This window comes from Embleya sp. NPDC020630 (genome assembly GCF_044334985.1).
GTDB lineage: Bacteria > Actinomycetota > Actinomycetes > Streptomycetales > Streptomycetaceae > Embleya.
Map to the genome: position 1 here is coordinate 813,779 of NZ_JBIRUB010000003.1, position 24,651 is coordinate 838,429.

The following is a 24,651-nucleotide window of genomic DNA, read 5'->3' on the forward strand; positions in this document are numbered from 1 at the left end:
ATATCTCGAACTGGTGTGCGAATAACGGAATATGCCCGCCGAATGAACCCGAACGGCCCACAGGCGGATACCTCTACCGGTGGACCGGGGGCAGGTCGCAGACTCGGATGCGACATCTTCGGAGGTGAGCATGGATTCGCCTTTCCGCATCGTGCGGCCCCCTCGTCCGCTCGAAGAGCCGTATCCCTCCCGTGCCCGGATCAACGAACAGGTCGGCGCCGTCTGGGAATGGGGGATGCGTGAGGATCCCGCCGCGGCCGTCCGGCTCTACCACCAACTCGGCGACGTCGCCGCCCGGGTGCTCGGCGGCACCGATCGGGACACGCTCAACGTCCGCCGCGCATACGCGCACTTCGTCGGGATCGACGGCGATCCGCGGCGCGCCGCCCAGTTGTTGGCCGGGCTGATCCCGGTGGCGGGACAGGCGCTCGGCCCCGGCGACTGGGTCACCCTCGACATGCGGCTGTGCCACGCCCGGTTCATCGGCGAGGGCGGCGAGCCACCTCGCGCGACGACGTTGTTCACCCAGTTGGTCGCGGACATGACCCGCGCGCTGGGCGCCGAGGCGGAGAGCACGCTGACCGCGCGCAGCTACCTGGCCCGCTTCACCGGGGAGTGCGGCGCTCCGCTGCGCGCGGCGGAGATGTACGGCGCGCTCGCGATCGACTCGATCCGGATCCTGGGCGCCGACTGCCTGGAGTCGCTGGTCGCCCGGGCGGGCCACGCCGTCAACCGCGGCCTGGCCGGCCACCGCGGCGAGGCACTGGCCCTGTACGACCCACTGGTCGCCGACTTCGCCCGGGTGTTGGGCCCGGATCACCCGGAAACCCGGCAGACCCAGACCTGGCAGCGATATTTCCGAGGGGGAATCGGCTGAATCCGGTTGGGGGCCTTCGGCTGAAGTGTCCGGCCGACACGACCGGAACGGGGACACGGTAGTCATGGAAGCACTGCGCGACGGGGATCCGACGCGGCTGGGGCCGTATCGGCTGCGCGGCCGGTTGGGTGAGGGCGGGATGGGCGAGGTCTTCCTCGGCACGTCCCCGAGCGGCGTCCGGGTGGCGGTCAAGACCGTACGTCCGGAGTTCGCGATGGACCACGGCTTCCGGGACCGGTTCCGGCGCGAGATAGACCTGGCGCGGCGGGTGGACAGCGCCTGGAGCGCCCCCGTCGTCGCGGGCGACAAGGTCTACGTAGCAATGGACGCCACCAAGCCGGACGCCTCAAGCGGCAACGCGGCCCAGTTGCCGGCCCTGCACACGAAGACGGGCAGGATCGCCTGGAAGGCCCCCCTCCCCTCCCCGACCTCATCCCGCCCGGTCGCGGCAAAGGGCAACGTATACATCGCCCAACGGCTCCGCCCGGACGAGGGCAACCCAAACACCTCGGTAACCGCATACGAGCAGTAACTCCAAGCCAGACCCGGATCGCGACTCGATACAAGCCGGGTCGGGGCAGCGCCGGGCGGGGCCGACACGCCACCGCCACCGCCCGGGTTCGGCAGCCCGATCGGCGCACGCCCGACCCAGCGGACACCCCGGTCTGCCGAAGGCGGCTCGCGCGCGAATCCTCCATCGCCGGCAGGCGCGTGCGCGTGTGCGCGGACACATGAATGGGCGCGCAACGGGAACGGGAAGGCCGGTTGCGGTATCCGGTCGGCCGTTCGGCCGCCGACTCTCGCCTCCGGTCCCCGGCTTCCGGTGGCCGCAGGTCGTGGGCGTCGGCTGCTCCGTATCGGGTGCCCGGGGTTTCGCGACACACACCCCTACTCCCCGAGACGAGGAAGCATGGCCGAGTTGGGACCCGTCGACGCGATCGTGTTGGGTTTTCCTGGTCAGCGGCTGACCTCGGCCGTACTCGACGCGTTCGAGTCGGTCGAGGAGCGCGGCGACGTCCGGTTGATCGACGCGCTGATCGTGGTCAAGGACGTCGCGGGGGTGGTGAGCAGCCACGAGGTCAGCGAATTCGAAGGGCTGCGCGACATGGCGGCGGAGCTGGCCGCGCGCGAGCTGCTGGGCCTGGCCGGCGCCGAGGACGCCGAGCAGATCGGGCAGGTGATGCCGCCGGATTCGCTGGTCGTGGTGCTGTTCGTGGAGAACATCTGGGCCCGCGAGGTGGCGACCCGGATCCGCGATTCGGGCGGCCGATTGCTCTCGTACACCCGTCTGCCGCAGTCCGTCCTGGACGACGCGGAGGAGACCCTGGCGAGCAGCACCGACGGCGGCTGAGCCCGGCGGGCCGGCGGAAACGAATCGATCTCCGGAGGGTAAAGCAGGGCAAAATCCTGCAACCCGCCCCACCGGTTGGACGTCTCAGCCGATGCAAGGGCACATCCCCAAGCACGTGGAGGTCGACATGACCACCAGCATCGGCCGTACCGCCGTCGTCGCGGTGACCGCAGGACTCCTGCTCACCGGCGGCCTCGCAGCCCCGGCACTCGCCGCGGAGGCATCGCCGCCCGGCAGCCATCAGGCGGCCCGCCGGATCGGCGTCGTGGAGAAGGTGACCGCCTTCTACGACCAGTACCTGGACGCGATCAACGGCACCAATCCCAACATGGACCCGACCGAGGTCCGCAACGAATTCCTCACTCCCGAACTCAACGCCCGCCTGGACGCCTGGGCCGAGCAGAACATGGCCGACCCGGTCTTCCGCGCCCAGAACACCCCCGAGAGCCGCGACGTCCGCTACGAGGGCAGCGGCGCCGGCCACGCGACGGTCATCGTCACCGAGCACTTCGGCGACGGCTCGACCATCGACGTCTGGTATCAGGTCCCGCTCGACGGCAGCCGCATCTCGGACCTGACGGATCCACCGCAGTAGCCGGTTCGAACACGAGGGGAGGGCCGAGGCGGGGTCTCGGCCCTCCCCCTTTTCCCGCCCGATCCCGGGGAGGATCAGGCGGACTCGGTGGGCAGCCCGGCGCCGACCCAGTCCTCGATGCCCTCGGCGTACTTGCGCACGTTCGTGTACCCGAGGTGCGTCAGCCGATCGGCCACCTGGCCGCTGTTCGGGCAGGCCGGGTTCGAGCAGTAGGTGACGATCGCGGCGTCCCGGTCCGGCAGCAGCGTCGGCGCCAGCGTGTCCACGTCGCCCCGAACCAGGGCAACGGCCCCCGGCAGGTGCTGCTTGGCCCAGTAGTCCCCACCGAGCGCGTCGACGACGGTCACGCCGCCACCGGCGATCTCCGCGCGCAGTTCGTCCCGGGTGATGAGTGCGGTCATGGCGGTGCCTCCACCTCACAAGGAATCGGACTAGAGTCCGCTTATGCCTCGAGACATTAACGGACCGCAGTCCGCTTCTGCAATCCCGGTGAGCCTGGACCTCCTCCGCACCCCACCCCCCAAGGAACGCGCCGACGCGGCCCGCAACCGTGCCGCCATCCTGGAAGCCGCCGCGAAGCTCTTCGCCGAACACGGCGTGGCCGCGGTCTCGATGGACCAGATCGCCACGGCGGCCGGCGTCGGCAAGGGCACCCTGTTCCGCCGCTTCGGCGACAAGTCGGGACTGGCCACGGCCCTCCTGGACGCAAGGGAACGCGCTCTGCAAGAGGCCATCCTCAGCGGCCCGCCGCCACTCGGCCCAGGAGCCCCGGCGGAGCAACGCCTCACGGCATTCCTCGACGCCTACCTGGACTACCTCCTGGAACACCTCGACCTGATCCGCATGTCGGAGACCTCGACCCCAGGTGCCCGCTACCGAATCGGCGCCTACAGGTTCTGGCACCGCCACGTAGCAATCCTGCTCCCGCCACAAACCCCGGACCCGACCTACACGTCCCACGCCCTACTGGCCCCGCTGTCCGCCGAACACGTAACGGCCCTACTCCCGGAACTCGGCCCGACCCGCATCCGAGAGGGCATCCTCCACCTGGCCGAATCAACAACCCGAACCCCGAGCCACTGAGTGTCCGAAGACCCGCCCCCGGGCAGGAATCGCCTCATGGTGGAACTACCCGCGCACACCCGCCGAATGATCGAAACGCCACACATCTGGTACGTGGCAACGATCAACAAGGACGGATCCCCCCACGTCAGCCCGATGTGGCTGGGCCTCGACGGCAACCTGCCCCTGATCAACACCGCGATCGGCCGCATCAAGGAACAAAACCTGCGCCGCGACCCGCGCATATGCCTGTCCCTGGCCGACCCGGCGAACCCCTACGACCGAGTACAAATCCGCGGCCACGCCGCGCACTTCATCCAGGGCCCCGAGGCAGACCACAACATGGACAGGCTGGCTCACGCCTACGTGGGCACCGACCACTACGAATGGCGGGTCCCCGGCGAACAACGAGTAATCATCCTGATCGAACCCACCAAAGTCCGCCGCGTAGTCGGAGTGGAACCCTTCCCCAAGGGAACCCCGGGCTCGACCACCCCATAGGCCCGTAACCGACTCCCACCGATGGTGGTCGAGCCGAGATATCCGCCGGCGTGCCGAATGCCCGCAGGTCAGACTCGCCGCCATGGAGGATGTGATCGCCCGGCGGGTCGGCGAGTTGGATGCGGATTCGGGTGAGGTGGCCGAGGACGCGCAGGCCGCGCTGATCGCCCTGGGACCGCAGGTACTGGACCAATTGATCGCAGCAGTACCGGAGTTGGCTTCATTTGGACAACTGTGCGCCATCGAGGTCTTCACCGCGCTGGGAGATCGGCGCCCCGGAGACGCCCTCGTGTACCTGCTGGGCAGCGATGACGGTGTAGTCCGGCAGTGGGCCGCCGAAGCCCTGGCCGAACTCGGAATCCACCATGCCGTGCCGCATCTGTCCCAGACCTACGAAGCCTACCGACGGCGGGGGGAGAACCCCGACGACCATGAAGGCACAGCGCTGCGTTGGGCGCTCACCGAACTCGGTGCCCGCGACGTCGTTCTCCCGCCCCGAGCCGCCGCGCTGTGCCATTCGATCCAGGGGTTGGGCCCCGCATGGCCGACAGCCCATCTCGCCGAAGCCATCGCCGATCTCGCCGACCACGGCCAGGCGGTGCTGTCCTTCCAGCTCTGGCACATCAACGCAGACGGCGGAGCGTATGCAGGCCACGGACCCGACATCGACTGGCCCATCGACCGCAACAAGCCCTGGCCGCAAATCGTCGCCGAATGCCGAGAGTGGTCCCTACTCGCAACCGAAGCCACCAGCACAGCCCGAGACCTCGTGGCAACGATCTCCTGGATCGACGCCTCCGATCTGTGATCGTCCGCGCACCCGAGCCTGCCTCAGTCCGTCTCGTGTGGCCGCCCCCGATAGACATGCGTGTGCCGGTCGGCCCGGACGAGGCTGTCCCAGAGCATGGCGAGGAGGTCGTCACGGGTCATACGCGAACTCTGCCGGGACTTCCTCGACGACGAGCGTCGAGGGCGGCGCGGGAGTGGGGGCCGGCTCGTCCGACTGGGGGAGCAGCATTTCCGGGGTCAGGACGCATTCGTCGTGGATGCCTCGGGCGACCGCCATCGTGCTGCCGATCGAGCCGGTGACGTGCTGGGGGTCCAGGTCGGTGGCCAGGAACCACGAGGTGGGGCCTGCGGTGCCCGGGGACCAGCCGCAGCAGCCGGATACCCAGTCGTGGTGGACCAGTTCGGCGACCAGGCCGAGGCCCCGGCCGTGGTCGAAGCGGCGAGGCGGGGCGGGTTGGGGGCCGTAGCCGTACGGGGTCCAGGTCGGACGCGGCACCACCTCGCGGATGCCGATCTACACGACAGGGGCGAACTCCCACTCCCCGCCGTCGATTTGCACCAACTGGGCTTTGATCCCGACGATCAGCCACTCCGCCTCCGAGCGCAGCGCGGCGTCCGCGACCAACTCGGAGGCCATGAGGACCAGGCTCTCCCGCGATTCGTCGAGCAGCCGAAGCTCGTCGCTCACCCGCCCGACGGTCGCCCGCACCTCGCGAGCCGATTCCGGCGCGACCGGCACGGGCTTGGCAATGGCAATCTCGCTCATCGCCGCCGCTCCGCAGAGCCGTCGACCCCGTCCAGGGCCCGAGTCAGATAGGCGTGCAACAGTTCCGCCCCGACCCCGTCAAGCCGCAAAGCGGTCTCCCCGACGGCCTCGCCCCGAGGCTCCTCCCGCAGCTCCAGCGGCACCGTGATCAGGCCACTCCCCTGGTCCCGCACCGGCCGACAGCCGGCTTTGACAGTGGTGAATCGCGTTTCGGACATGCCTGTCTACATCCCTTCCGCACCAGATACACCCTGGTTGCACGAGTGTGCACCTTCGTCACGGTCAGATGCAATCTACTCACAGAATGCAATTGCATCCCCGCTCGACAGACAGTGACCCTGTCGCGACACTTGCGCCGTGAAGACATCAAGCCCTGTGGTCCGCCGCCGACGCCTCGGACTCGAACTGCGCGCTATCCGTGAGTCCGTCGGCCTCAAGGGCGAGGAAGCAGCGAAGCGTCTGACCTGGTCGAACTCCAAGCTGTCCCGCATCGAGACGGGGCGGACCACGCCGACGGCGGCAGATGTGACGAAGCTGCTCGACCTCTACGACGTCACGGACACCGCCCGGCGCGAAGAGCTGGCGGTGCTCACCCGCGAAGCCCGAAAGAAGGGGTGGTGGCAGCTCTACAGCGAGGTGCCCTACTCGACCTACATCGGCTTGGAAGCCGAGGCCGCGCAGATGCATACGTATCAGCACGTAATCCCGGGCCTCTTCCAAACCGAGCACTATGCCAAGGCGATCAACCGCGCCACCACGATCGGGTTGACCGAGGAGATGCTTGAGCAGCGGCTCGAAGTGCGGCTGACCCGCCAGCAGATCCTGACACGACCGGCACCGCTCGAGGTTCGCGCCGTCTTGGACGAAGCCGCGATCCGCCGCGAGGTGGGCGGCCGTGACGTGATGCGGGAGCAGCTTCGGCGATTGCTGGACGTCGCCGACCTGGAGAACGTCATCATGCAGGTCATCCCGTTCTCAGCGGGCGCCCACTTTGGGACACTGGTCGGGCCGTTCGTCATCTTGAGCTACTCGCACCCCTCCGACCCCGACATCGTCTACGTCGAAGGGAACACCGGAGATCCCTACCCGGACCGCACTGGCGAGGTTGAGCACTACAGAGTGATGTTCGACCATCTGAGGGCTGCCACGTTGAGCGTTGCGAAGACGCAGGACCTGATCCGGAAACTATCGAGGGAACTATGAGCGCGCAGCGGCACCACAGAGCATCGGCAAAGGGTCTGGATGCCTGGCGAACCTCCAGCCACAGCCAGGGCAATGGTGAGTGCGTCGAGGTCGCTCCCACGGTGAGTGGAGCGGCGGTCAGAGACAGCAAGGACCGCGCAGCGGGTATCGTCCGCGCGGACCACGGCGCCTGGGCGGCGCTCGTCGCCGGGATCCGACGCTGACGCGGGCAGCGGAACTCAGCGAATGGCCATGACGGAAGGAGCCGCTTGCCAGGCTTGCTCGTGGGGGATTTCCGTGCCTGGGGTGTGGCCGGCTTCGATGTGGGTCAGGACGGATTCGATGTAGTGGCTTTGGCCGTCCGTGCGCATCGGGGCGATCTTCGCTGCGGCGAATTTGCGGATCGTGCTTGCGTCGGCGTCGGTCCACAGGCGGTCCGTGGCCAGGGCCAGGCGGGTGAGGACGTACTCGAACGTCGCGTGGGAGAACTGGAGTTCCGAGCCCGCCGGCGGTTCGAGCGTGGGGTGGGCGGTGAAGCCGCGGAGTTTGACCAGGGCGTCGGGCTCCGGGACGAAGCGGCCCTCCTCCGGGGGTTCGAGGGCCTCCAGGTAGGCCAGGCCGTTGCGCAGCCGCTGGGTGACCCCCTGCTCCGTGCGCTCCGAGACGCAGCGGCCGACGAGTTCGGCGCCGTTGAGGGCCAGGTGTGCGGCGGCGAGGTACTGGGCCTGCGCCACCAACGACCCCGCCGCCGACACGAATTCGCGCAGGACACCGGCGGTGTGGAGGTACTTGCAGGCGTAGGGCGATATCCCGTAGCGCGCGGAGGCCGGTGCCCAGACCTCGGCTTCGCCGCGCGGCAGGGCGTGTCGGGTACGTCGGATCGATGGCTTCATGGCCCCATGGGTACCGCCGCCCCCGACCCTCGAACAACCGGATTTCGCCGCCGGATCACTCCGGCGGCGACTCGGCGGCGAGGTGGTGGGAGAGAAGGGGGATCGCCGCCAGGGACACCGTCAGGGTCCCGGCGCCCGCCAGTTGCAGGGCTCCCGTACCACCCAGGGCGGTCGCCGCAGGACCGCCCAACGCGGCGCCCGTCAGGTTGGCGGCGTTCAGGCCGGCACTGGACGTGGCGAAGGCTCGGCCCCGGGTCTCGGGTGGGACGCGGGCGTGGATCAGGTTGCGAATGGCCAGGTTGGCAAGCACGTTGGCCACGCCCATCAGGACGAACATGGCCACGGCGACCGCGAACACCGCCGCCGTGGCGCTGATCAGCAGGCACCCGCCGGACAACATCCCGGCACCGATCAGCACCGCCGGCTGTCGCCCCACCGGGATTCGCCCGGCCAACAACGCCGCAGCCAGCAACATCCCGACCATGTGCGCGCTGACCAACCAGCCGTAGCCCGTGTCGTCGGCGCCCAGGTCGTCCCGCACGAAGAACACCCGCGCCACATTCAGGATCGCGGTGAACACGACCGCCACCGCAAGGGTCGGGATCGCCACCCGCAACACCCGATCACCGCCGAGCACACCGATCCCCTCACGCACCTGCGCCGGCCACCCCGGCCGGGCCCGCCCGCCCGACACCGGCTCGCGCCGAATCCGCAGCGCCACGAACGCCGCCGACATCACGGCGTAGGACACCACGTTCCCGAGCAGGACCACCCGATCATCGACCCCGGCGACCGCAAGGCCGGCCGCCGCCGGACCCGCCACATTGCCGACCGAGCGAAACGTCTCCATCCGCGCGTAACCCCGCGCCGCGCCCTCGTCCCCCACGATCTCCGGCACGAGCAGTTGCAATGTCGGTGAAACCACTGCCAACCCGGCCCCGAGCAACGCCAGCAGCACGATGACACCCACCAGATTCGTGGTGACCACCAACCCCAGCGCCACCACCGCCTGAAGCCCGGTCGCCACGACCACCAACCGGCCGCTCTCCACCCGGTCCACCAGCGGCGCGGCCAACGGCCCCACCACCACGATCGGCAACACACTCGCCACCACCAGGGCCGAGATCGCCGCGCCCGATCGGCCTTGATCGTGTAATCGCAGGACCAGCACGACCATCGCCATCTGATCCCCCATCGCCGACAACCCATAGGTCGCGGCCACCACCGACAGCACGACTTCGCGATTCCGGCGCATCCACGGATGTTGCCGGCCCCCACCGACTCGCGCACCACCCGCGCGCCTGCGGCCACCGACACCGACACCGCCCACCCGCACGCCGGCGTGTTGCGGCCGGAAGGGATTAACCCCTCCCGCACACGATGTTGTCCGAGTGATCACGGATGATCATCACCATCGCCGACAGGAGCTGACGACATGGCGGAGCGCGCACACATCGGTGTCACCGGACTGGCCGTGATGGGCCGCAACCTGGCCCGCAACTTCGCCCGACACGGGCACACCGTCGCCGTGCACAACCGGACCTCGGCCAAGACCCGGGCCCTGGTCGACGAGTTCGGCCACGAGGGCGACTTCCTACCCGCCGACACCGCCGAGGAGTTCGTCGCCCTCCTCGAACCGCCCCGCCGCCTGGTGATCATGGTCAAGGCCGGCGCCCCCACCGACGCGGTGATCGACGAGTTCGCCGCGCTCCTCGAACCCGGCGACATGATCGTCGACGGCGGCAACGCGCACTTCGCGGACACCCGCCGCCGCGAGGCCGCGCTGCGCGAGCGCGGGATCCACTTCGTCGGCACCGGCATCTCCGGTGGCGAGGAGGGCGCACTGCTCGGCCCGAGCATCATGCCGGGCGGCTCCCCCGAGTCCTACGCGGCGCTCGGCCCCATTCTGGAGGACATCGCCGCGAAGGTCGACGGGGTCCCGTGTTGCACGCACATCGGCCCGGACGGCGCCGGTCACTTCGTCAAGATGGTGCACAACGGCATCGAGTACGCCGACATGCAGCTGATCGCCGAGGCGTACGACCTGCTCGGCCGCGCCGCCGGGTTGCGGCCGACCGAGATCGCCGAGGTGTTCAAGGGCTGGAACTCCGGCCGCCTGGAGTCGTACCTGATCGAGATCACCGCCGACGTACTCGCCCACACCGACGCGGACACCGGCCGGCCGTTCGTCGACGTGGTCCAGGACCGCGCCGAGCAGAAGGGCACCGGGCGCTGGACCGTACAGACCGCGCTGGACCTGGGGGTTCCGGTCAGCGGCATCGCCGAGGCGGTGTTCGCCCGCTCGCTGTCCGGCCACACCGACATCCGCGCGGCGGGCCGGGGCCTGCCCGGACCGACGCCCACCACGCTCGACGCACAGGCCGCGGCACGCTTCGCCGACGATGTCGAGCAGGCGCTGTACGCGTCCAAGATCGTGGCGTATGCCCAGGGCATCCACCAGATCGAGGCGGGCAGCACCGAGTACGACTGGGCGATCGACCCGGGCAAGGTCGCCGAGATCTGGCGCGGCGGCTGCATCATCCGGGCCCGCTTCCTGGACCGGATCCGCGAGGCGTACGACTCCCCGCAGCGGCCCGACTCGCTGCTGAGCGCCGACTACTTCCGCGACGCGCTCGCCGGTGCCCAGGACGCGTGGCGCCGCGTGGTCGCCACATCCGCCGAACTGGGCATCCCCGCACCGGGGTTCGCCGCCGCCCTCGCCTACTACGACGGCCTGCGCTCGCCGCGCCTGCCCGCCGCGCTGATCCAGGCTCAGCGCGACTTCTTCGGCGCGCACACCTACCGCCGGGTGGACCGCGACGGCTCCTTCCACACCGAGTGGTCCCGCGACCGCACGGAACACGCGGTCTGACCGGGGTCGGCGAACCCGGCGGGGGCGCCCACCCCGTCCCCGCCGGAAGCCCTCACTCCCAACGCCCCGCCAACAACCGCGTCATCGCGCCCGTCAACGACCCGCGCAACTGCCGCCGCACCGCCGGCGTCAGATGGCGCAGCCACAGGTGCGCCGCCCGATCGCCCATCAACCCCACGCACAGCAGCGGATCCTCGAACAGGAACCCCGGGGCGTGCCAGCTCATGCACGCGTCCGGATCGGGGTCCACGGCCGGCACGTGCCGGATGCCCACCGCCGCGAGCGCCGATGCGCAGATCAGACAACACGCGTGGGCGGCGTCCTTGAACTCGCCCGTCTCCAGCGGCAGTCCGAGCATCCGGGCCTGATGCAGGCAGTCCATCTCGGCGTGTAGTCCACGCTTGGCCGAGCCCTCGAAGACCCGCCGACCGAAGCTCATCACGCAGTCGGCCTCGCCCCGCGCCGGCAGCCCCCGCCCGGACGACTCGACCCGCTCGGCGGCGGTCCGCACCCATCCGACCCACTCGCCGGCGATCTTCGGCACGATCATGTCCGCGGGCGGCATCTGCGCGCGGCCGCCGGCAACCTTCGGACAGTACTCGCAGTGCATGGCGCCTCCCCAAAGACGACATGCCGAAAGCTAGCGTGGGCGGGGCCGACGCCACCAGCACAAGACCGGCCGAAACCCGGCGGAAACCCACCGGAACGAACACCGGGTACACACCGGAAGCACACACCGGGCAGAGACGCCGCGAACAACGCCGGGGGCAATCACCGGGGACGGGACACCGAGGAAAAACACCGTTGTGCGGCCGAAGGGACTCGAACCCTCATATCCTCTCGGACGGCAGGACCTAAACCTGCTGCGTCAACCAATTGCGCCACGGCCGCGTGCGACCGGCCTTCGCGACGATGCCCCGAGGCCGGCCAGGGCTCATGTTAGTGCCCCGAGCTGCGGCCGGCCGGCACATATCGGCCGCGACCAACCGTCCGGCCGGCACTCGGAACACACCACCCACCCCGAAACCAACCATCCGGCACCTTGGCGCGTGTCTTCAAGCCCCGGCCGAGCTCAGCCGACCAGCCGCCCCGTCGCCCGCCGCGCCAACACCAGCGCCCCCTCGCGCGTGGTCCCGCCCAGCCCCAGGACGGTTCGCGTACTCAGCCCCTCGAGCAGCGCCAGCAACTCGGACGCCGCCATCGCCGGATCATCCACGACGAGGACCCCCTTGGCCGCCCCCCGGGCCAGCACCGTGGCCAGGTCGCGCTGCCACCCGAGGTCGATCTCGTCCTGCGCGGCCAGGAGTTCCGCGTTGCCCGCCGTCCGGGCCCACAGCTCCACCCAGAGCATCCAGCGCGGATCGCGCGGGCCGACCGGCAGGTACAGGTCCAGGAACAGGTCCAACTTACGATCGGCGGCGACCCGGCGGGCGAGCAGCCGGGTGCGCTCCTCGGTCAGCCGGTCCTCGCTCCAGCGCAGCGCCGCCAGGAGCAGCTGATCCTTGCTGCCGAAGTAGTACAGGATGTGCCCGCCGCTGGTGCCCAGGCGCTCGGCCAGACCGGACATGGTCAGCGCGGCCAGGCCGTTCTCGGCGATCGCCGCGACGGCCTCCTCCAGCATCCGGTCCTGCGCGATCCGACCGTCGCGCCGCCTCGTGGCCACCACCGATACCGCCTCTCGACCGCGCGACCACCCCGCCCGCGCAAGGGCTCGACCCTACTCCCCCGAGGCCGCGAACCTTGAACGACGGTCAAATTCTCCCCCTCTTCGGCACGAACTCTTGACACCCTCCCCCACCTCGGCGCACCTTGAGTGACGTTCAAAGTTCTTGAATGCCATTCAAGCTTTCGGCCGGCCGCGCACCACGAACGACCGAGCCGCACACCACGAAGAGGAGGTCCGGTGTCCCTGCCCCACACGGACTCCGCGAACGCCGCCGGAAGCGCCGCCCGAAGCGCCCTCCCCCGCGACGCTCCGCACACCACCCCGTCCGGCACCGGCGTCGCCTCCGACGAGCTGTTCCAGGTGGAGACACACGGGATCGACCCGATCCCGGACCACGAGCGCCACGGCAGCGCCAGGGACGTCTTCTGGCTCTGGTTCGGCTCGAACCTCTCCTTCACCTTCGTGATCAACGGCACCCTCGCGGTGATGTTCGGGTTGTCGTTCTGGGCGGCGATCGCCGTAGTCGTCGTCACCGGCCTGTCCTTCTTCGCGGTCGGCGCCCTAGGCCTCGCCGGCGTCCGCACCGGCACCGCGACCCTGGTGATCTCGCGCGCCGCGTTCGGCGTACACGGCAACTTCCCCGCCGGCCTGCTCAACTGGGTCGTCGGGATCGGCTACACCATCCTCAACACCGTGGTCGGCACCTTCGCCCTCGAAGGGCTGTTCGCCAAGCTCGGCTGGGCCGGCGGCGACCTCGCCCGGGTGGTCGCGCTGGCGATCACCCTCTCGCTCACCTTCGCGGTGGCGATGTGGGGGCACGCCACCGTGCAGGCCGCGGAGCGCTGGATGGCCTACGTCCTGGGCATCGGCTTCGGCCTGCTGATCCTGTTCGTGGTCCCCGGCCTGAAGACCGGCGACGCGCCCGAGACCTCGAACACGTTCCACGCGATCTCGCTCGCCGTGCTGGTCATGGTCGCCGGCCCGATCTCCTACCTGCCGATGCCCTCGGACTACACCCGCTACCTGCCCCGGGACACCTCGCTGCGCTCGATCACCCTGTGGGGCGCGGCCGGCGGGATGCTCTCGTCGGTGCTGCTCGGCGTACTCGGCGTGGCCGCCGCCACCCAGGCGGACATGAGCGACCCGGTGGCGGGCGTGGCCGACCTGGTGCCCGGCTGGTTCGAGGCGCCGTTCCTGCTGCTCGTGGTGGGCGGCTCGATCACCAACTCGATCCTGACCCTGTACTCCTCCAGCCTGAACCTCCAGGTCCTCGGCATCCCGTGGTCGCGCTCCAGGGGCATCCTGGTCAGCACCGCGTTCATCCTGGTCGGCTCGTTGTGGGCGCTGTTCAACGGCAACTTCACCGACAACCTGACCAGCTTCCTGTCCGTGCTCGTGGTGGTCTTCGCGCCGTGGGGCGGCGTGTTCATCGCCGACACGCTGATGCGCCGCTGCCGCTACGACGCCGACGGCCTGCACGACATGCGCGGCGGCGCCTACTGGTACATCCGCGGCTTCCATCCCGCCGGGATGATCGCGCTCGGCGCCGGCATCGTCTTCGCCGCGCTGACCGCCGAGTCCGCGCTGTGGACCGGCGCGCTCGTGGAGACCTTCGACGGCGACTTCACGCTGCTCGGCGCGGTCGTCTCCGGACTTCTCTACTGGGCCCTCGCCCGCCGCGAACCACAGTTCGCCAAGCACTGATCCACCCGCACCCGACCCCCATCACCCTCTGGAGTTGTCACCGTGTCCCGCACCGCCGACCTGGTCCTGCGCAACGCGCTCATCCACACCGTCGATCCCGATGTGCCCGAGGCCGAGGCGCTGGCCGTCCGGGACGGGCGGATCGCCTGGGTGGGCGCGGACGCCGACGCGGCGGCCTGGATCGGTCCGGAGACCACCGTGCTCGACGGCGCCGGGCGGCGGGTGCTGCCCGGCTTCATCGACGCGCACAACCACGTCCGGCTCGGCTCGGACGACGCCTGCGTACAGCTCGCGGGGGCGCGCACGTTGGCCGACATCCACGCACGGATCGGCGCCTGGCTGGCGGCCAACCCGGACGCCGAGTGGATCGAGGCGGAGGCGTTCGACTACTCGGCGATTCCCGACGGGCGCATGCCGCGCGCGAGCGACCTCGACCCGGTCACCGGCGACGTGCCGGCCTTCGTACTCAGCTACGACGTACACACGGCGTGGCTCAACAGCGCCGCGATCAAGCGGCTCGGCATCACCCGGGACAGCGACGTGCTGCCCTTCGGTCGGGTGGACAAGGACCCGGAGACGGGCGAACCGACGGGCTTCGTCAAGGACTTCGCGGTGCGCGGGCTCTCCCGTGACGGGCATCGGGCGCTGCGGGAGCTGGGCGTGCCGTGGGCCTCGGCCGACCGGCAGTACGGGCGGCTGGCCAAGAGCCTGGACGACGCGATCCGGTTCGGCATCACCACCGTGGTCGAGCCGCAGAACTCGCTCGACGACCTGGCCCTGTACACCCGGGCGCGGCACGAGGGTCGGCTGCGCTCGCGGATCGTCGCGGCGCTGTTCCACCCGAGGGGCACGACCGACGCCGACCTGGACGAATTCGCGGCGGCGGCAGAGGAGTTCGCCGACGATCGGCTGCGGGTGGGGCCGCTGAAGCTGTACATCGACGACGTGGTCGAGCCGCGCACCGCCGCGCTCCTGGAGCCGTATCACGGGTGCGCCCGTCATCGGGGCGAGACGTTCTACCCCGCGTCGGAGTTCGCCGATCTGCTCGCGCGGCTGGACGGTCGGGGCTTCCAGTGTTTCGTGCACGCGACCGGGGACCGGGGCATCCGCACGGTCCTGGACGCGGTCGAGCACGCCCGGGCGGTCAACGGCGAGCGGGACGCGCGGCACCAGGTGGTGCACGTGGAGTGCCTGGATCCGGCGGACGTGCCCCGCTTCGCCGAACTGGGCGTGGTGGCGTGCATGCAGCCCAGGCACTGCGCGCCGGAGATCGCCGGGCCGGGGCAGGACTGGGCGGAGAACGTCGGCGAGGAGCGCTGGCACAAGGCGTGGCCGATGCGGAGCCTGCGGGCCGCCGGGGCGGTCCTGGCGCTGTCCAGCGACTGGAACGTGGCCGAGATGGACCCGATGGTCGGCGTGTACACGGCGCTCACCCGCGCGCCGCTGGCCGGCGGGGCGGCGTGGGTCCCGGAGGAGACGCTCGACGTGGAGGCCACGATCCACGGCTACACGATGGGCTCGGCCTACGCGAACTTCCTGGAACACGAACGCGGTTCGCTCACGGTCGGCAAACTCGCCGACTTCGTCGTACTCTCCCGCGACATCCTGCGGGTCGCGCCTGCGGAGATTCCGGGCACGATCTGCGAGGTCGTCGCGGTCGGCGGCGAGGTCGTCCACAGGGCCTGACGGCCGGGCGGGCAGGGATCGGCCGGCCGGCGGCGGCCTCAAACGCCGGCCGGGCTGAGGTGGGCTCGGCCCGTGTCCGGTCGGCCGGCCTCAAACGCCGGCCGGGCTGACTTACCCGGCCTCCGGCCGAGGTGGCCTCAAACGCCGGCCGGGCTGGATTTTGCTCAGCCCGGCCGGCACCGAGACCACCACCCGACTTCAGGCCAAGCCCACCTCAGCCCGGCCGGCGCTTGAGGCCGCCCACCCGGCACCGAAACCACCACCCGACTTCAGGCCAAGCCCACCTCAGCCCGGCCGGCGCTTGAGGCCGCCCACCCGGCACCGAGGCCGCCACTCGACTTCAGGCCAAGCCCACTTCAGCCCGGCCGGCGTTTGAGGCCGGCCGACCGGGCATCGGGCCGACCCAACACAGCCCGGCCGGCGTTTGAGGCCGCCTGCCCGGGCTTCGGGCCGACCACCCGGCAGCCCGGCCGGCGTCTGAGGCCCGGCCGGCCCGACCTCGGGCGGGAGGCCGGGCCTCAGGTGGTGGCGAGCTTCAGGTCCTTGAGGAGCTTGGCCACGTGGCCCGTCGCGCGGACGTTGTACAGGGCGCGTTCCACCTTGCCGGTCTCGTCGACGATGAACGTGGAGCGGATCACGCCCTTGACCGTCTTTCCGTACATCGTCTTCTCGCCGAAGGCCCCGTACGCCTCCAGCGTGGCCTTGTCCGGGTCGGCCAGCAGCGTCACCCGCAGGTTCTCCTTCTCCCGGAACTTGACCAGCTTCTCCGGCTTGTCCGGCGAGATGCCCAGCACGTCGTAGCCGGCCCCGGCCAGCAGGTCGAGGTTGTCGGTGAAGTCGCACGCCTGCTTGGTGCAGCCCGGGGTCAGCGCGGCCGGGTAGAAGTACACGATGACCTTGCGGCCCGCGTAGTCGGACAGCGAGACGGACGCACCGTCGGCGTCGGACAGGGTGAAGGCGGGGGCGGTGTCGCCCGCCTGGAGGCGGTCGCTCACGAAGAACTCCTCGAATCGAATCGCTCGGCAACGCAAAACGTACGCCGCAACGCTAGCGCCGCGGTCGGACCGATCCCGGCCGCGCACCCCCGGCCGGCCGCGCGTCCCCGGGGCGCGTTCTTCGTCAAAGCAGGGCAAAAACCGACGCGCGAGCGCCCTTGTTGCCACCATCACCCAATTGCAAGCCTTTTGCAGGTGGGTCGGGACGTCATAGGATCCCTCCGCCGAATCCGGCATTTCGGGAGGGGCCACATGCACATACCCAACGGCTTCATCGACGGCCCCGTATCCGCGGGCGCCGGCGTGATCGCGGTCGCCGGCGTCGCCGTCGGCCTGCGCGGCGCACGCCGCGAGCTGGACGAGCGCACCGCGCCGCTCGCCGGCCTGGTCGCGGCCTTCGTCTTCGCCGTCCAGATGCTCAACTTCCCCGTCGCGGGCGGCACCAGCGGCCATCTGCTCGGCGGCACGCTCGCCGCGATCCTGGTCGGCCCCTACACCGGCGTGTTGTGCGTGGCGGTCGTACTGCTGATGCAGGGCCTGTTCTTCGCCGACGGCGGACTGACCGCGCTCGGCCTGAACATCACCATCATGGGCGTCGTGACGGTCGTGGTCGGCTACGGCCTGTACCGCCTCACCCTCGGCCTGCTGCCCGCCCGGCACTCGTCCGTGCCGATCGCCGCGTTCGTCGGCGCGCTGGTCTCGGTGCCCGCCGCCGCCTGCGTGTTCACCCTCTTCTACGCGATCGGCGGCACCACCGACGTATCGATCGGCAAGGTGGCCGGCGCGATGATCGGCGTGCACGTGCTGATCGGCATCGGCGAGGCGATCATCACCGCCGCCACCGTCTCCAGCGTGCTGGCGGTGCGGCCCGACCTCGTCCACGGCGCGCGCGGCCTGGCGCGTCCCCTCGAACTGCGCTCGGCTGGGGAGACCCGATGACCCGCGTCCGTACCCGCACCCTGCTGATCGCCGGGGCCGTGCTCGCCCTGGTCCTGGCCGGATTCGTCAGCTACTACGCCAGCCAAAGCCCCGACGGCCTGGAGAAGGTGTCCGCCGACAAGGGCATCGACGCCAAGGAGCAGGACCACCAGCTCAAGGACGGCCCGCTGGCCGACTACAACGTCAAGGGTGTGCACAACGAACGCCTGTCCGGCGGCCTGGCCGGGGTGATCGGCGTCGCGGCCACCCTCGCCGTCGGCACCGGCGTGTTCTGGCTGGTTCGGCGCCGTCCGGTCGACACCGTCCCGGCGAGGCCCGCCCGCGACGGCGTCGGTTCGGGCAGCGGCGGCTGACATGGCCGGCGGACCCGAACACCGGCTCTTCCGCCCGGGCGACTCCCCCGTGCATCGACTGCCGCCGCACTGCAAGCTGCTCGCGCTGATCGGCTTCGTCCTGGCGACGGTGTCCACCCCGCGCGAGGCCTACTGGGCCTTCGGCGCGTACGCGGCGCTGCTCGCGGTCGTCGCCGCCCTCGCCCGCGTCCCGGCCGGCTTCGTGCTGCGCCGCATGCTGGTGGAGACCCCGTTCGTGCTCTTCGCGCTGCTCCTGCCCTTCGTGGCCGACGGCCCGACGGTCGAGGTGCTGGGCCTGACGGTCAGCCACGACGGCCTGCTCGGCGCCTGGAACGTGCTCGCCAAGGGCACCCTCGGGGTCGTCGCCGGCGTGCTGCTCGCCGCCACCACCGAACTGCGCGCCCTGCTGCTCGGCCTCCAGAAGTTGCGCATGCCGGCGCTGCTCGTGCAGATCATGTCGTTCATGCTGCGCTACGGCGCGGTGATCACCGCCGAGATGGGCCGGATGCGGATCGCCCGCGAATCGCGCGGGTTCGTCGCGCGTGACCTGCGCCAGACCCCGACGGTGGCCAAGTCGGCCGGCGCGCTGTTCATCCGCTCCTACGAGCGCGGCGAGCGGGTGCACCTGGCGATGCTCAGCCGCGGGTACACCGGGACCATGCCGATCCTCGTGGACACCCGCGCCGGCGCCGCCCAGTGGGCCGCCGCCGCGACGCTGCCCGCGGCGGCGTTCGCGGTGTGGGCGGGGGCGCTGCTCCGGTGACCTCGCGCGTGATCGGACAATCGCGGGATCCGCGACCCCGCGCGACCCGAGAACGGAGTACCCCACGTGAGTGAGTCCCCGCCCCCCTCCCTCGCCGTCCGCGGCCTCGCCTACGCCTACCCGGACGGCCACCAGGCCCTGTTCGGCGTCGACCTGACCATCGCCCGCGGCGAACGGGTCGCCCTGCTCGGCCCCAACGGCGCCGGCAAGACCACCCTCGTCCTGCACCTGAACGGAATCCTGACCGCCGGCGCCGGCACCGTCGAGGTGGCCGGACTGCCCGTGGCCAAGGAGCACCTGCGCGAGATCCGCCGCCGGGTCGGCATCGTCTTCCAGGACCCGGACGACCAGCTGTTCATGCCCACCGTCCGGGAGGACGTCGCGTTCGGCCCGGCCAACCTCGGCCTGCGCGGCGCCGCGCTGGAGGGGCGGGTGCGGCACGCGCTCGACCGCGTGGGCATGGCCGACTTCGTCGACCGGCCGCCGCACCACCTCAGCTACGGCCAGCGCCGCCGGGTCGCGGTGGCCACGGTGCTGGCGATGGAGCCGGAGATCCTGGTCTTGGACGAGCCGTCGTCGAATCTGGACCCGGCGAGCCGACGCGAATTGGCCGACGTGCTCCGTTCGCTCGACGTCACGGTGCTGATGGTGACCCACGACCTGCCCTACGCGTTGGAGCTGTGTCCACGTTCGGCGGTGCTCGCGGGCGGCGTGGTGGTCGCCGACGGGGACACCCGCGACCTGCTCCTGGACCGCGACCTGATGGCCGCCCACCGACTCGAACTGCCCTACGGTTTCGACCCGTCCTCGGTCCCGGCGTAGCCGTCCGCAGCGCGCCGACGCACGCCACGGGACCCGGTTGACCCGGGGCCGGGGAGGTAACTGACAGACTTGGGCGACATACGAGCGCAGGAGCCGGGGAGGACGGGTTGTGAGCGACCACGGGCGGGAACTGTCTCCGGCGGAGTTGGAGCGGCAAGGCCGGGCGGCATTGGGCCGTCCGGTGACGGCACACGCTGAACGGAGTCGGGTGGAGTCGGTGAACGGTGCACACAAGGCTGACGTTTCGAACGCCGGGCACGGGGACGGCAAGTCCGCCGGCCACGATGTGAACGGTGCCCCCGACCGGCGTACGCCGCAGCAGATCGAACGGGACATCGAGGCGGCCCGGGCCAACCTGGCGGTGACCCTGGACGAGATCGTCGACCGGGTGAAGCCGGCCAACGTCGCGGCCCGCGCGAAGGACAAGGTACGGGCGCAGTTCATCGACAGCGACACCGGCGCACCGCGCATGGAGCACATCGTGCCGCTCGCGGGCGGCGTGGCCGGGCTCATCCTGCTGGTCGTCCTGGTCAAGAGCCGGGGCCGCGACAAGGCCGCGGCGAAGAAGGCCAAGGCCGCCAAGAAGCGTTGACCGCCGCGGCACGCCGGTCGGGCCGACGCCCGGCCCGACCGCGTGCGGCTCGGCCGAGGCCGATTCGGGGCCGTTTCCGGGTCGAAACCGTTCCGGGACCGATTCCGGGCCGAAGCGGATCGGGACATCACACCTCCCGGTGACGCACGTTCGGCCTCGGACGGGTAGCTTGTCGAAGCGTGAGTTCCGACAGGTCCCAGTCTTCGAGCAACAACACCGCCCACGACCTCGGCGAGAAGCTGCCCATCCGCATGCTGCACGACCGTGTCCTGGTCCGCCAGGACGCGGCGGAGGGTGAGCGCCGCTCCGGCGGCGGCATCCTGATCCCCGCGACCGCGCAGGTCGGCAAGCGGCTGGCGTGGGCCGAGGTGGTCGCGGTCGGCCAGAACGTCCGCACCGTCGAGCCGGGCGATCGTGTCCTGTACGACCCCGAGGAGCGCGCCGAGGTCGAGGTGCGCGGGGTCCCGTACGTACTGCTGCGCGAACGCGACCTGCACGCGGTCGCCGCCGAACGCATCGAGGTCTCCGGCGAGGCCACCGGCCTGTACCTCTAGGCCCTGTCCGCCCCGACGCCGACCGATCCGGCGGATCGACCACGGCGTCCTCCGCACGCCGGATGGTGAGACCGTTCACCATCCGGCGGCCCACACCGGCCGATTCACCCCTTGGGGTGAACTCTTCTGCCAGGATGTCCCGATCCGCGGGAAGACCGGCCACGAGGAGAGGGACAGATGCCGCGACGTCGGATCTGGATAGCGGCGCTGTGCGCGGTCGCCTTGGCGGGCTTCCTGGCCGGCGGCCTGGTCGGCGTGTTCGACGGTGGCGACGGGGGCTCCTCGCATGCCGCGGCGACCTCGCCGGGGCCGACCGCCTCGCGCTCGCCGACGGCGGTGACCGCCGGGCAGATCAGCTCCGCGCCGCCGACCACCGCCGCGCCCACCTCGGCGTCGCCGACGCCGTCCAAGACCGCGTCCGCCAAACCGCCGCTGGCCGCGGGCGGGCGCTACGTGCTGCTGCTGCCGGACGGTCGGGCGATGGACGTGATGGGCGCCAGCGACCGGGATCGGGCCGCGGTGATCGCGTACCCGGTGGGACCGGGCAAGGCCAACCAGCAGTGGGTGGTCCGCGACGCGGGCGGCGGCTTCGTCCGGCTCGAGTCGGCGCTCTCGCGCAAGTGCCTGGAGGTGTCCGGCGGCCGGGAGCCGCGCGCCTACCAGGACGACTGCGGGCGGGCCGAGAACCAGATGTGGAAGCCGCAGCCCAGCGGCTCCGGCGTGGTCTTGGTGGCCCGCAACGGGGCCGCCCTCGGGCTTGGCGACCAGGTCGGCGGCCAGCAGGGCCTGGGCCTGGTCCCGGTCGGCTCCGGATCGGTGTGGCGGCCCAGCGGCGCCTGAGCGGCAGCCGCCGGGCCGTCGATGGCGTGCGTCAACCGCCGTTGTACTTCTTCGCGACGCGCGCGCCCAGGTCCGGGTCGACCTTCGTCCAGTATTCGATCACCCGGGGCAACACCTCGGCCGTCACCGGACCGTCGCTCTTCATGTGACCGACGATGTTGCCGACCAGGTGCTCCCGGTCGGTCTCGGACATCACCTTGCGGTACAGCGTGCCCGGCTGGCCGAAGTCGTCGTCCTCGGCGTGCGGCCGGTAGGCCGAGCGCACGATCTCGCCGGCGACCTCGTAGTTCTCGTCCTCGTACGGCGCCGGGTCGGCGACCGGTCCGCCGCGGCTGTTCGGCGCGTACACCGGGTCGCCGTAGTTCTCGTACCGCATCGCGCCGTCCTTGTTGTAGGAGTGCACGGGCACGATCGGCCGGTTGATCGGCAGCTGGAGGTAGTTCGGCCCGATCCGGTAGCGGTGCGTGTCCGGGTAGCTGAACAACCGGCCCTGGAGCATCTTGTCCGGGCTGGCGCCGATGCCCGGGACCAGGTTGGCCGGTTCGAACGAGGCCTGCTCGACCTCGGCGAAGTAGTCCGCCGGGTTGCGGTTCAACGTCATCCGGCCGACCTCGATCAGCGGGTAGTCGCCGTGCGGCCACACCTTGGTCAGGTCGAACGGGTTGAAGCGGTAGTCGGCCGCCGCCTCGAACGGCATCACCTGCACGTGCAGCGTCCACGACGGGTGGTCGCCGCGGGCGATCGCCTCGCGCAGGTCGCGCAGGTGGAAATCGCGGTCCTCGCCGGCCATGGCGGCGGCCTCGGCGTCGGTGAAGTTCTCGATGCCCTGGTCGGTCAGGAAGTGGTACTTGATCCAGAACTTCTCCCCGCCCGCGTTCACCCACATGAAGGTGTGGCTGCCGAAGCCGTGCATATTGCGCCACGTCTTGGGGGTGCCCCGGTCGGACATCAGGAACATCACCTGGTGCGCCGACTCCGGTGAGAGCGTCCAGAAGTCCCACTGCATGTCGTGATCGTGCAGGTGGGTGTCCGAACGGCGCTTCTGTGAGTGGATGAAGTCGGAGAACTTGCTCGGGTCCCGGATGAAGAAGATCGGCGTGTTGTTGCCGACCAGGTCGTAGTTCCCGTGCCGGGTGTAGAACTTGATCGCGAATCCGCGCGGGTCGCGCACGGTGTCCGGGAAGCCGAGTTCGCCGGCGACCGTGGAGAAGCGGATGAACATCGGGGTCTCGCGACCCGGCTGGAACAGATCCGCCTTGGTGAACCGGCTCACGTCCTGGGTGACCCGGAACACGCCGTGGGCACCGCCGCCCTTGGCGTGCACCACCCGCTCCGGCACCCGCTCTCGATTGAACTGGGCCATCTTCTGGATGACGTAGTGGTCCTGGAGCAGCAGCGGACCGTTGGGTCCGACGGAGAGCGAGAACTCGTCGCTCGGGGCGGGGATGCCCGCGTCGGTCGTGGTCGTGGGGCGTTCGGTCATCGCCGATATCCCTTTCGTGGTTTCGGGTCGCGCGTGGGTTGGGTCCGATTGCTCCTTATGCCCGATGTGCTCCCCGGCACGCCTGGCCGGCGGAACAGCACGGGGTGTGGGGCGGTTGCACCTCAAAGCACGAGTACGCCTGCGTGCGGAGCGGCGGGCGGAGCGGGACACGGGCCGGAATGCGGCCGGGAAACAGGCCGAGTGACGGCCGAGAGCGGGCCGGAGAGAGGGACGCGGAGTGGACGCGGTAAAGCTGTCGGTATTGGACCTGGCACCGGTCGGGACGGGATATTCGGCGACCGAGGCGCTACGGACGAGTACCGAATTGGCGAAGCGGACCGAACAGTGGGGCTTCCATCGGTTCTGGGTGGCGGAACACCACAACATGCCCGGCATCGCCAGTTCGTCCCCGCCGGTGCTGCTCGCGCACCTGGCCGCGCACACCACCACGCTGCGCCTGGGTTCGGGCGGGGTGATGTTGCCCAACCACGCGCCGCTCGTGGTGGCCGAGCAGTTCGGCACCCTCCAGGCGCTGCACCCGGGCCGGATCGACATCGGCATCGGCCGGGCCCCGGGCACCGACCAGGTCACCATGCGCGCCCTGCGGCGCGGCGGCGGCGCCGAGTCGGTGGACGAGTTCCCGCAGGCGCTCGGCGAGCTGATCGGCTTCGTCACCGGACGCTTCGCCGAGGAGCACCCGTACGCGCGGATGCACGCGGTGCCGGGTCCCGCGTCCGGAATCGAGGCGGGCGGCGAGTTCGCCACCGCGGAGGCGCCGGTGTGGCTGCTCGGGTCGAGCGGTTACAGCGCGCAGCTGGCCGGGATCCTGGGTCTGCCGTTCGCCTTCGCGCACCACTTCAGCGGACAGCACACGCTGCCCGCGCTGGAGCTGTACCGCGAGTCGTTCCAGCCGTCGGCGTCGCTCAAGGAGCCGTACGCCATGATCGCGGCCGGGGTGATCGCGGCCGACACCCGGGAGCAGGCCAAGCGGCTCGCGTTGTCCCAGGCGTTGTCGATGCTGAAGCTGCGCAGCGGCAACCCCGGGCGCATCCCGTCGCCGGAGGAGGCCGAGGCGTACCCGTGGACGCCGGCCGAGCGCGAGTTCGTGGAGAGCTACCAGCGGCAGCACATCAGCGGGGACCTGGCCGACGTGCGCGCGGGCATGCGGGAGTTGCGCGAGCGCACGCAGGTGGACGAGTTGATGGTGATCAGCAACGTGTACGGGCACGACGCGCGAATCCGGTCGTACGAGTTGATCGCGAAGGCTTGGGGGCTGATCGAGGAGTGAGGGGCGCGCCGCCCGGCGGTGGGGGCCGCCGGGCCGGGCGTGCGCCTCGGCTCGGCGGGCCCTCGGGTCGGTGAGCCC

General features: G+C 70.6%; 28 protein-coding genes, 1 tRNA gene and 1 pseudogene. 19 read left to right on the forward strand and 11 right to left on the reverse strand.

The genetic code is table 11. The features are described 5' to 3' along the window. Positions 1–130: 130 nt before the first annotated feature. The 4 genes from ACH4XV_RS15025 to ACH4XV_RS15040 all read left to right on the forward strand — a co-directional run bounded on the left by ACH4XV_RS15025 (position 131) and on the right by ACH4XV_RS15040 (position 2,823). The gene (locus tag ACH4XV_RS15025; protein ID WP_395789763.1) at positions 131–877 is read left to right on the forward strand and encodes a hypothetical protein; all 747 of its coding nucleotides are present in this window, start codon (positions 131–133) and stop codon (positions 875–877) included. 64 nt (positions 878–941) lie between these two features. Beyond that, positions 942–1,409 carry a hypothetical protein gene (locus ACH4XV_RS15030; protein WP_395789765.1) on the forward strand — a complete coding sequence of 156 codons (468 nt, stop codon included), beginning with the start codon at positions 942–944 and terminating at the stop codon, positions 1,407–1,409. Positions 1,410–1,787: 378 nt separating this feature from the next. Then, entirely contained in the window at positions 1,788–2,228 is a 441-nt protein-coding gene (locus tag ACH4XV_RS15035; RefSeq protein ID WP_380002766.1) for a DUF6325 family protein, read from the forward strand. Positions 2,229–2,355: 127 nt separating this feature from the next. Further along, a complete protein-coding gene (locus ACH4XV_RS15040) occupies positions 2,356–2,823 on the forward strand; it encodes a hypothetical protein (RefSeq protein WP_395789767.1) in 468 nt (155 codons plus the stop codon). Positions 2,824–2,897: 74 nt separating this feature from the next. On the opposite strand, the gene ACH4XV_RS15045 is transcribed toward ACH4XV_RS15040, so the two are convergent. After that, a complete protein-coding gene (locus ACH4XV_RS15045) occupies positions 2,898–3,224 on the reverse strand; it encodes a rhodanese-like domain-containing protein (RefSeq protein WP_395789769.1) in 327 nt (108 codons plus the stop codon). 88 nt (positions 3,225–3,312) lie between these two features. Here ACH4XV_RS15045 and ACH4XV_RS15050 point away from each other — a divergent pair, with 88 nt between their 5' ends. The 3 genes from ACH4XV_RS15050 to ACH4XV_RS15060 all read left to right on the forward strand — a co-directional run bounded on the left by ACH4XV_RS15050 (position 3,313) and on the right by ACH4XV_RS15060 (position 5,194). Continuing rightward, positions 3,313–3,906, forward strand: a complete 594-nt coding sequence (locus ACH4XV_RS15050) for a TetR/AcrR family transcriptional regulator (RefSeq protein WP_395789771.1) — start codon at positions 3,313–3,315, stop codon at positions 3,904–3,906. A gap of 36 nt (positions 3,907–3,942) precedes the next feature. Further along, positions 3,943–4,386, forward strand: a complete 444-nt coding sequence (locus ACH4XV_RS15055) for a PPOX class F420-dependent oxidoreductase (protein WP_395789773.1) — start codon at positions 3,943–3,945, stop codon at positions 4,384–4,386. A gap of 82 nt (positions 4,387–4,468) precedes the next feature. Then, positions 4,469–5,194, forward strand: coding sequence for a HEAT repeat domain-containing protein (locus ACH4XV_RS15060; protein ID WP_395789775.1), 726 nt, complete (start codon positions 4,469–4,471; stop codon positions 5,192–5,194). Positions 5,195–5,305: 111 nt separating this feature from the next. Here the strand turns inward: ACH4XV_RS15060 and ACH4XV_RS15065 are convergent, their stop codons facing one another. Genes ACH4XV_RS15065 through ACH4XV_RS15075 form a run of 3 tightly spaced genes read right to left on the reverse strand, consistent with a single transcriptional unit; the run spans position 5,306 to position 6,159 of the window. Continuing rightward, positions 5,306–5,674 (reverse strand): hypothetical protein, encoded by a 369-nt coding sequence (locus ACH4XV_RS15065; protein ID WP_395789777.1) that lies wholly within the window; start codon positions 5,672–5,674, stop codon positions 5,306–5,308. A gap of 15 nt (positions 5,675–5,689) precedes the next feature. Next, positions 5,690–5,941 carry a hypothetical protein gene (locus tag ACH4XV_RS15070; protein ID WP_395789779.1) on the reverse strand — a complete coding sequence of 84 codons (252 nt, stop codon included), beginning with the start codon at positions 5,939–5,941 and terminating at the stop codon, positions 5,690–5,692. Next, entirely contained in the window at positions 5,938–6,159 is a 222-nt protein-coding gene (locus tag ACH4XV_RS15075) for a hypothetical protein (protein ID WP_395789781.1), read from the reverse strand. The genes ACH4XV_RS15070 and ACH4XV_RS15075 overlap by 4 nt, the downstream gene beginning before the upstream one ends. Positions 6,160–6,298: 139 nt before the next feature. Between ACH4XV_RS15075 and ACH4XV_RS15080 the strand changes: the two genes are divergently transcribed. Next, positions 6,299–7,144 carry a helix-turn-helix domain-containing protein gene (locus ACH4XV_RS15080; protein WP_395789783.1) on the forward strand — a complete coding sequence of 282 codons (846 nt, stop codon included), beginning with the start codon at positions 6,299–6,301 and terminating at the stop codon, positions 7,142–7,144. After that, complete coding sequence (locus ACH4XV_RS15085; protein ID WP_380002758.1) at positions 7,141–7,347, forward strand: DUF397 domain-containing protein; 207 nt, start codon at positions 7,141–7,143, stop codon at positions 7,345–7,347. Before ACH4XV_RS15080 ends, ACH4XV_RS15085 begins: the two co-directional genes overlap by 4 nt. A 15-nt stretch (positions 7,348–7,362) precedes the next feature. Here ACH4XV_RS15085 and ACH4XV_RS15090 read toward each other — a convergent pair whose 3' ends face one another. After that, complete coding sequence (locus ACH4XV_RS15090) at positions 7,363–8,016, reverse strand: hypothetical protein (protein WP_395789785.1); 654 nt, start codon at positions 8,014–8,016, stop codon at positions 7,363–7,365. 55 nt (positions 8,017–8,071) lie between these two features. Further along, positions 8,072–9,271, reverse strand: coding sequence for an MFS transporter (locus ACH4XV_RS15095; RefSeq protein ID WP_395789787.1), 1,200 nt, complete (start codon positions 9,269–9,271; stop codon positions 8,072–8,074). Positions 9,272–9,451: 180 nt separating this feature from the next. Between ACH4XV_RS15095 and gndA the strand changes: the two genes are divergently transcribed. Beyond that, entirely contained in the window at positions 9,452–10,888 is a 1,437-nt protein-coding gene (gene gndA / locus ACH4XV_RS15100) for an NADP-dependent phosphogluconate dehydrogenase (protein WP_395789789.1), read from the forward strand. A 52-nt stretch (positions 10,889–10,940) separates the two neighbouring features. On the opposite strand, the gene ACH4XV_RS15105 is transcribed toward gndA, so the two are convergent. The 3 genes from ACH4XV_RS15105 to ACH4XV_RS15115 form a co-directional block, all read right to left on the reverse strand. Further along, on the reverse strand, positions 10,941–11,498 hold the full coding sequence (locus ACH4XV_RS15105) for a hypothetical protein (RefSeq protein WP_395789791.1): 558 nt from the start codon (positions 11,496–11,498) through the stop codon (positions 10,941–10,943). Positions 11,499–11,695: 197 nt separating this feature from the next. Continuing rightward, positions 11,696–11,779: transfer RNA gene (locus ACH4XV_RS15110), tRNA-Leu, on the reverse strand. Between the two features lie 181 nt (positions 11,780–11,960). After that, entirely contained in the window at positions 11,961–12,554 is a 594-nt protein-coding gene (locus tag ACH4XV_RS15115) for a TetR/AcrR family transcriptional regulator (RefSeq protein WP_395789793.1), read from the reverse strand. Positions 12,555–12,791: 237 nt separating this feature from the next. Between ACH4XV_RS15115 and ACH4XV_RS15120 the strand changes: the two genes are divergently transcribed. Both ACH4XV_RS15120 and ACH4XV_RS15125 read left to right on the forward strand, forming a co-directional pair. Beyond that, positions 12,792–14,258 (forward strand): purine-cytosine permease family protein, encoded by a 1,467-nt coding sequence (locus ACH4XV_RS15120; protein WP_395789795.1) that lies wholly within the window; start codon positions 12,792–12,794, stop codon positions 14,256–14,258. A gap of 42 nt (positions 14,259–14,300) precedes the next feature. Beyond that, positions 14,301–15,944, forward strand: coding sequence for an amidohydrolase (locus tag ACH4XV_RS15125; RefSeq protein WP_395789797.1), 1,644 nt, complete (start codon positions 14,301–14,303; stop codon positions 15,942–15,944). A 518-nt stretch (positions 15,945–16,462) separates the two neighbouring features. On the opposite strand, the gene bcp is transcribed toward ACH4XV_RS15125, so the two are convergent. Next, entirely contained in the window at positions 16,463–16,939 is a 477-nt protein-coding gene (gene bcp / locus ACH4XV_RS15130) for a thioredoxin-dependent thiol peroxidase (protein ID WP_395789799.1), read from the reverse strand. Positions 16,940–17,191: 252 nt separating this feature from the next. Here bcp and ACH4XV_RS15135 point away from each other — a divergent pair. The 6 genes and pseudogenes from ACH4XV_RS15135 to ACH4XV_RS15160 all read left to right on the forward strand — a co-directional run bounded on the left by ACH4XV_RS15135 (position 17,192) and on the right by ACH4XV_RS15160 (position 21,802). After that, positions 17,192–18,231: pseudogene (locus tag ACH4XV_RS15135) on the forward strand (energy-coupling factor ABC transporter permease). 1 nt (position 18,232) lies between these two features. Continuing rightward, positions 18,233–18,994: a cobalt ECF transporter T component CbiQ gene (gene cbiQ, locus ACH4XV_RS15140; RefSeq protein WP_395789801.1), complete on the forward strand. Its 762-nt coding sequence runs from the start codon at positions 18,233–18,235 to the stop codon at positions 18,992–18,994. Between the two features lie 66 nt (positions 18,995–19,060). Further along, positions 19,061–19,816 carry an energy-coupling factor ABC transporter ATP-binding protein gene (locus ACH4XV_RS15145; protein WP_395789803.1) on the forward strand — a complete coding sequence of 252 codons (756 nt, stop codon included), beginning with the start codon at positions 19,061–19,063 and terminating at the stop codon, positions 19,814–19,816. Between the two features lie 217 nt (positions 19,817–20,033). After that, positions 20,034–20,408 (forward strand): DUF3618 domain-containing protein, encoded by a 375-nt coding sequence (locus tag ACH4XV_RS15150; protein ID WP_395789805.1) that lies wholly within the window; start codon positions 20,034–20,036, stop codon positions 20,406–20,408. Positions 20,409–20,659: 251 nt separating this feature from the next. After that, complete coding sequence (locus tag ACH4XV_RS15155; protein WP_052173837.1) at positions 20,660–20,962, forward strand: co-chaperone GroES; 303 nt, start codon at positions 20,660–20,662, stop codon at positions 20,960–20,962. Positions 20,963–21,139: 177 nt separating this feature from the next. Further along, positions 21,140–21,802: an RICIN domain-containing protein gene (locus tag ACH4XV_RS15160; protein WP_395789807.1), complete on the forward strand. Its 663-nt coding sequence runs from the start codon at positions 21,140–21,142 to the stop codon at positions 21,800–21,802. 31 nt (positions 21,803–21,833) lie between these two features. Here ACH4XV_RS15160 and ACH4XV_RS15165 read toward each other — a convergent pair whose 3' ends face one another. After that, positions 21,834–23,285 carry a catalase gene (locus ACH4XV_RS15165; protein WP_395789809.1) on the reverse strand — a complete coding sequence of 484 codons (1,452 nt, stop codon included), beginning with the start codon at positions 23,283–23,285 and terminating at the stop codon, positions 21,834–21,836. Positions 23,286–23,523: 238 nt separating this feature from the next. Between ACH4XV_RS15165 and ACH4XV_RS15170 the strand changes: the two genes are divergently transcribed. Then, the gene (locus ACH4XV_RS15170) at positions 23,524–24,573 is read left to right on the forward strand and encodes an LLM class flavin-dependent oxidoreductase (protein WP_395789811.1); all 1,050 of its coding nucleotides are present in this window, start codon (positions 23,524–23,526) and stop codon (positions 24,571–24,573) included. Positions 24,574–24,651 lie beyond the last annotated feature (78 nt).

Excerpts from the sequence above, each read along its gene's own strand:
- ACH4XV_RS15025 (WP_395789763.1), top strand. The coding sequence starts at position 131 with ATGGATTCGCCTTTCCGCATCGTGCGGCCCCCTCGTCCGCTCGAAGAG.
- ACH4XV_RS15030 (WP_395789765.1), top strand. The coding sequence starts at position 942 with ATGGAAGCACTGCGCGACGGGGATCCGACGCGGCTGGGGCCGTATCGG.
- ACH4XV_RS15035 (WP_380002766.1), top strand. The coding sequence starts at position 1,788 with ATGGCCGAGTTGGGACCCGTCGACGCGATCGTGTTGGGTTTTCCTGGT.
- ACH4XV_RS15040 (WP_395789767.1), top strand. The coding sequence starts at position 2,356 with ATGACCACCAGCATCGGCCGTACCGCCGTCGTCGCGGTGACCGCAGGA.
- ACH4XV_RS15045 (WP_395789769.1), bottom strand. The coding sequence starts at position 3,224 with ATGACCGCACTCATCACCCGGGACGAACTGCGCGCGGAGATCGCCGGT.
- ACH4XV_RS15055 (WP_395789773.1), top strand. The coding sequence starts at position 3,943 with ATGGTGGAACTACCCGCGCACACCCGCCGAATGATCGAAACGCCACAC.
- ACH4XV_RS15060 (WP_395789775.1), top strand. The coding sequence starts at position 4,469 with ATGGAGGATGTGATCGCCCGGCGGGTCGGCGAGTTGGATGCGGATTCG.
- ACH4XV_RS15070 (WP_395789779.1), bottom strand. The coding sequence starts at position 5,941 with ATGAGCGAGATTGCCATTGCCAAGCCCGTGCCGGTCGCGCCGGAATCG.
- ACH4XV_RS15075 (WP_395789781.1), bottom strand. The coding sequence starts at position 6,159 with ATGTCCGAAACGCGATTCACCACTGTCAAAGCCGGCTGTCGGCCGGTG.
- ACH4XV_RS15085 (WP_380002758.1), top strand. The coding sequence starts at position 7,141 with ATGAGCGCGCAGCGGCACCACAGAGCATCGGCAAAGGGTCTGGATGCC.
- ACH4XV_RS15090 (WP_395789785.1), bottom strand. The coding sequence starts at position 8,016 with ATGAAGCCATCGATCCGACGTACCCGACACGCCCTGCCGCGCGGCGAA.
- ACH4XV_RS15095 (WP_395789787.1), bottom strand. The coding sequence starts at position 9,271 with ATGCGCCGGAATCGCGAAGTCGTGCTGTCGGTGGTGGCCGCGACCTAT.
- gndA (WP_395789789.1), top strand. The coding sequence starts at position 9,452 with ATGGCGGAGCGCGCACACATCGGTGTCACCGGACTGGCCGTGATGGGC.
- ACH4XV_RS15105 (WP_395789791.1), bottom strand. The coding sequence starts at position 11,498 with ATGCACTGCGAGTACTGTCCGAAGGTTGCCGGCGGCCGCGCGCAGATG.
- cbiQ (WP_395789801.1), top strand. The coding sequence starts at position 18,233 with ATGGCCGGCGGACCCGAACACCGGCTCTTCCGCCCGGGCGACTCCCCC.
- ACH4XV_RS15155 (WP_052173837.1), top strand. The coding sequence starts at position 20,660 with ATGCTGCACGACCGTGTCCTGGTCCGCCAGGACGCGGCGGAGGGTGAG.
- ACH4XV_RS15160 (WP_395789807.1), top strand. The coding sequence starts at position 21,140 with ATGCCGCGACGTCGGATCTGGATAGCGGCGCTGTGCGCGGTCGCCTTG.
- ACH4XV_RS15165 (WP_395789809.1), bottom strand. The coding sequence starts at position 23,285 with ATGACCGAACGCCCCACGACCACGACCGACGCGGGCATCCCCGCCCCG.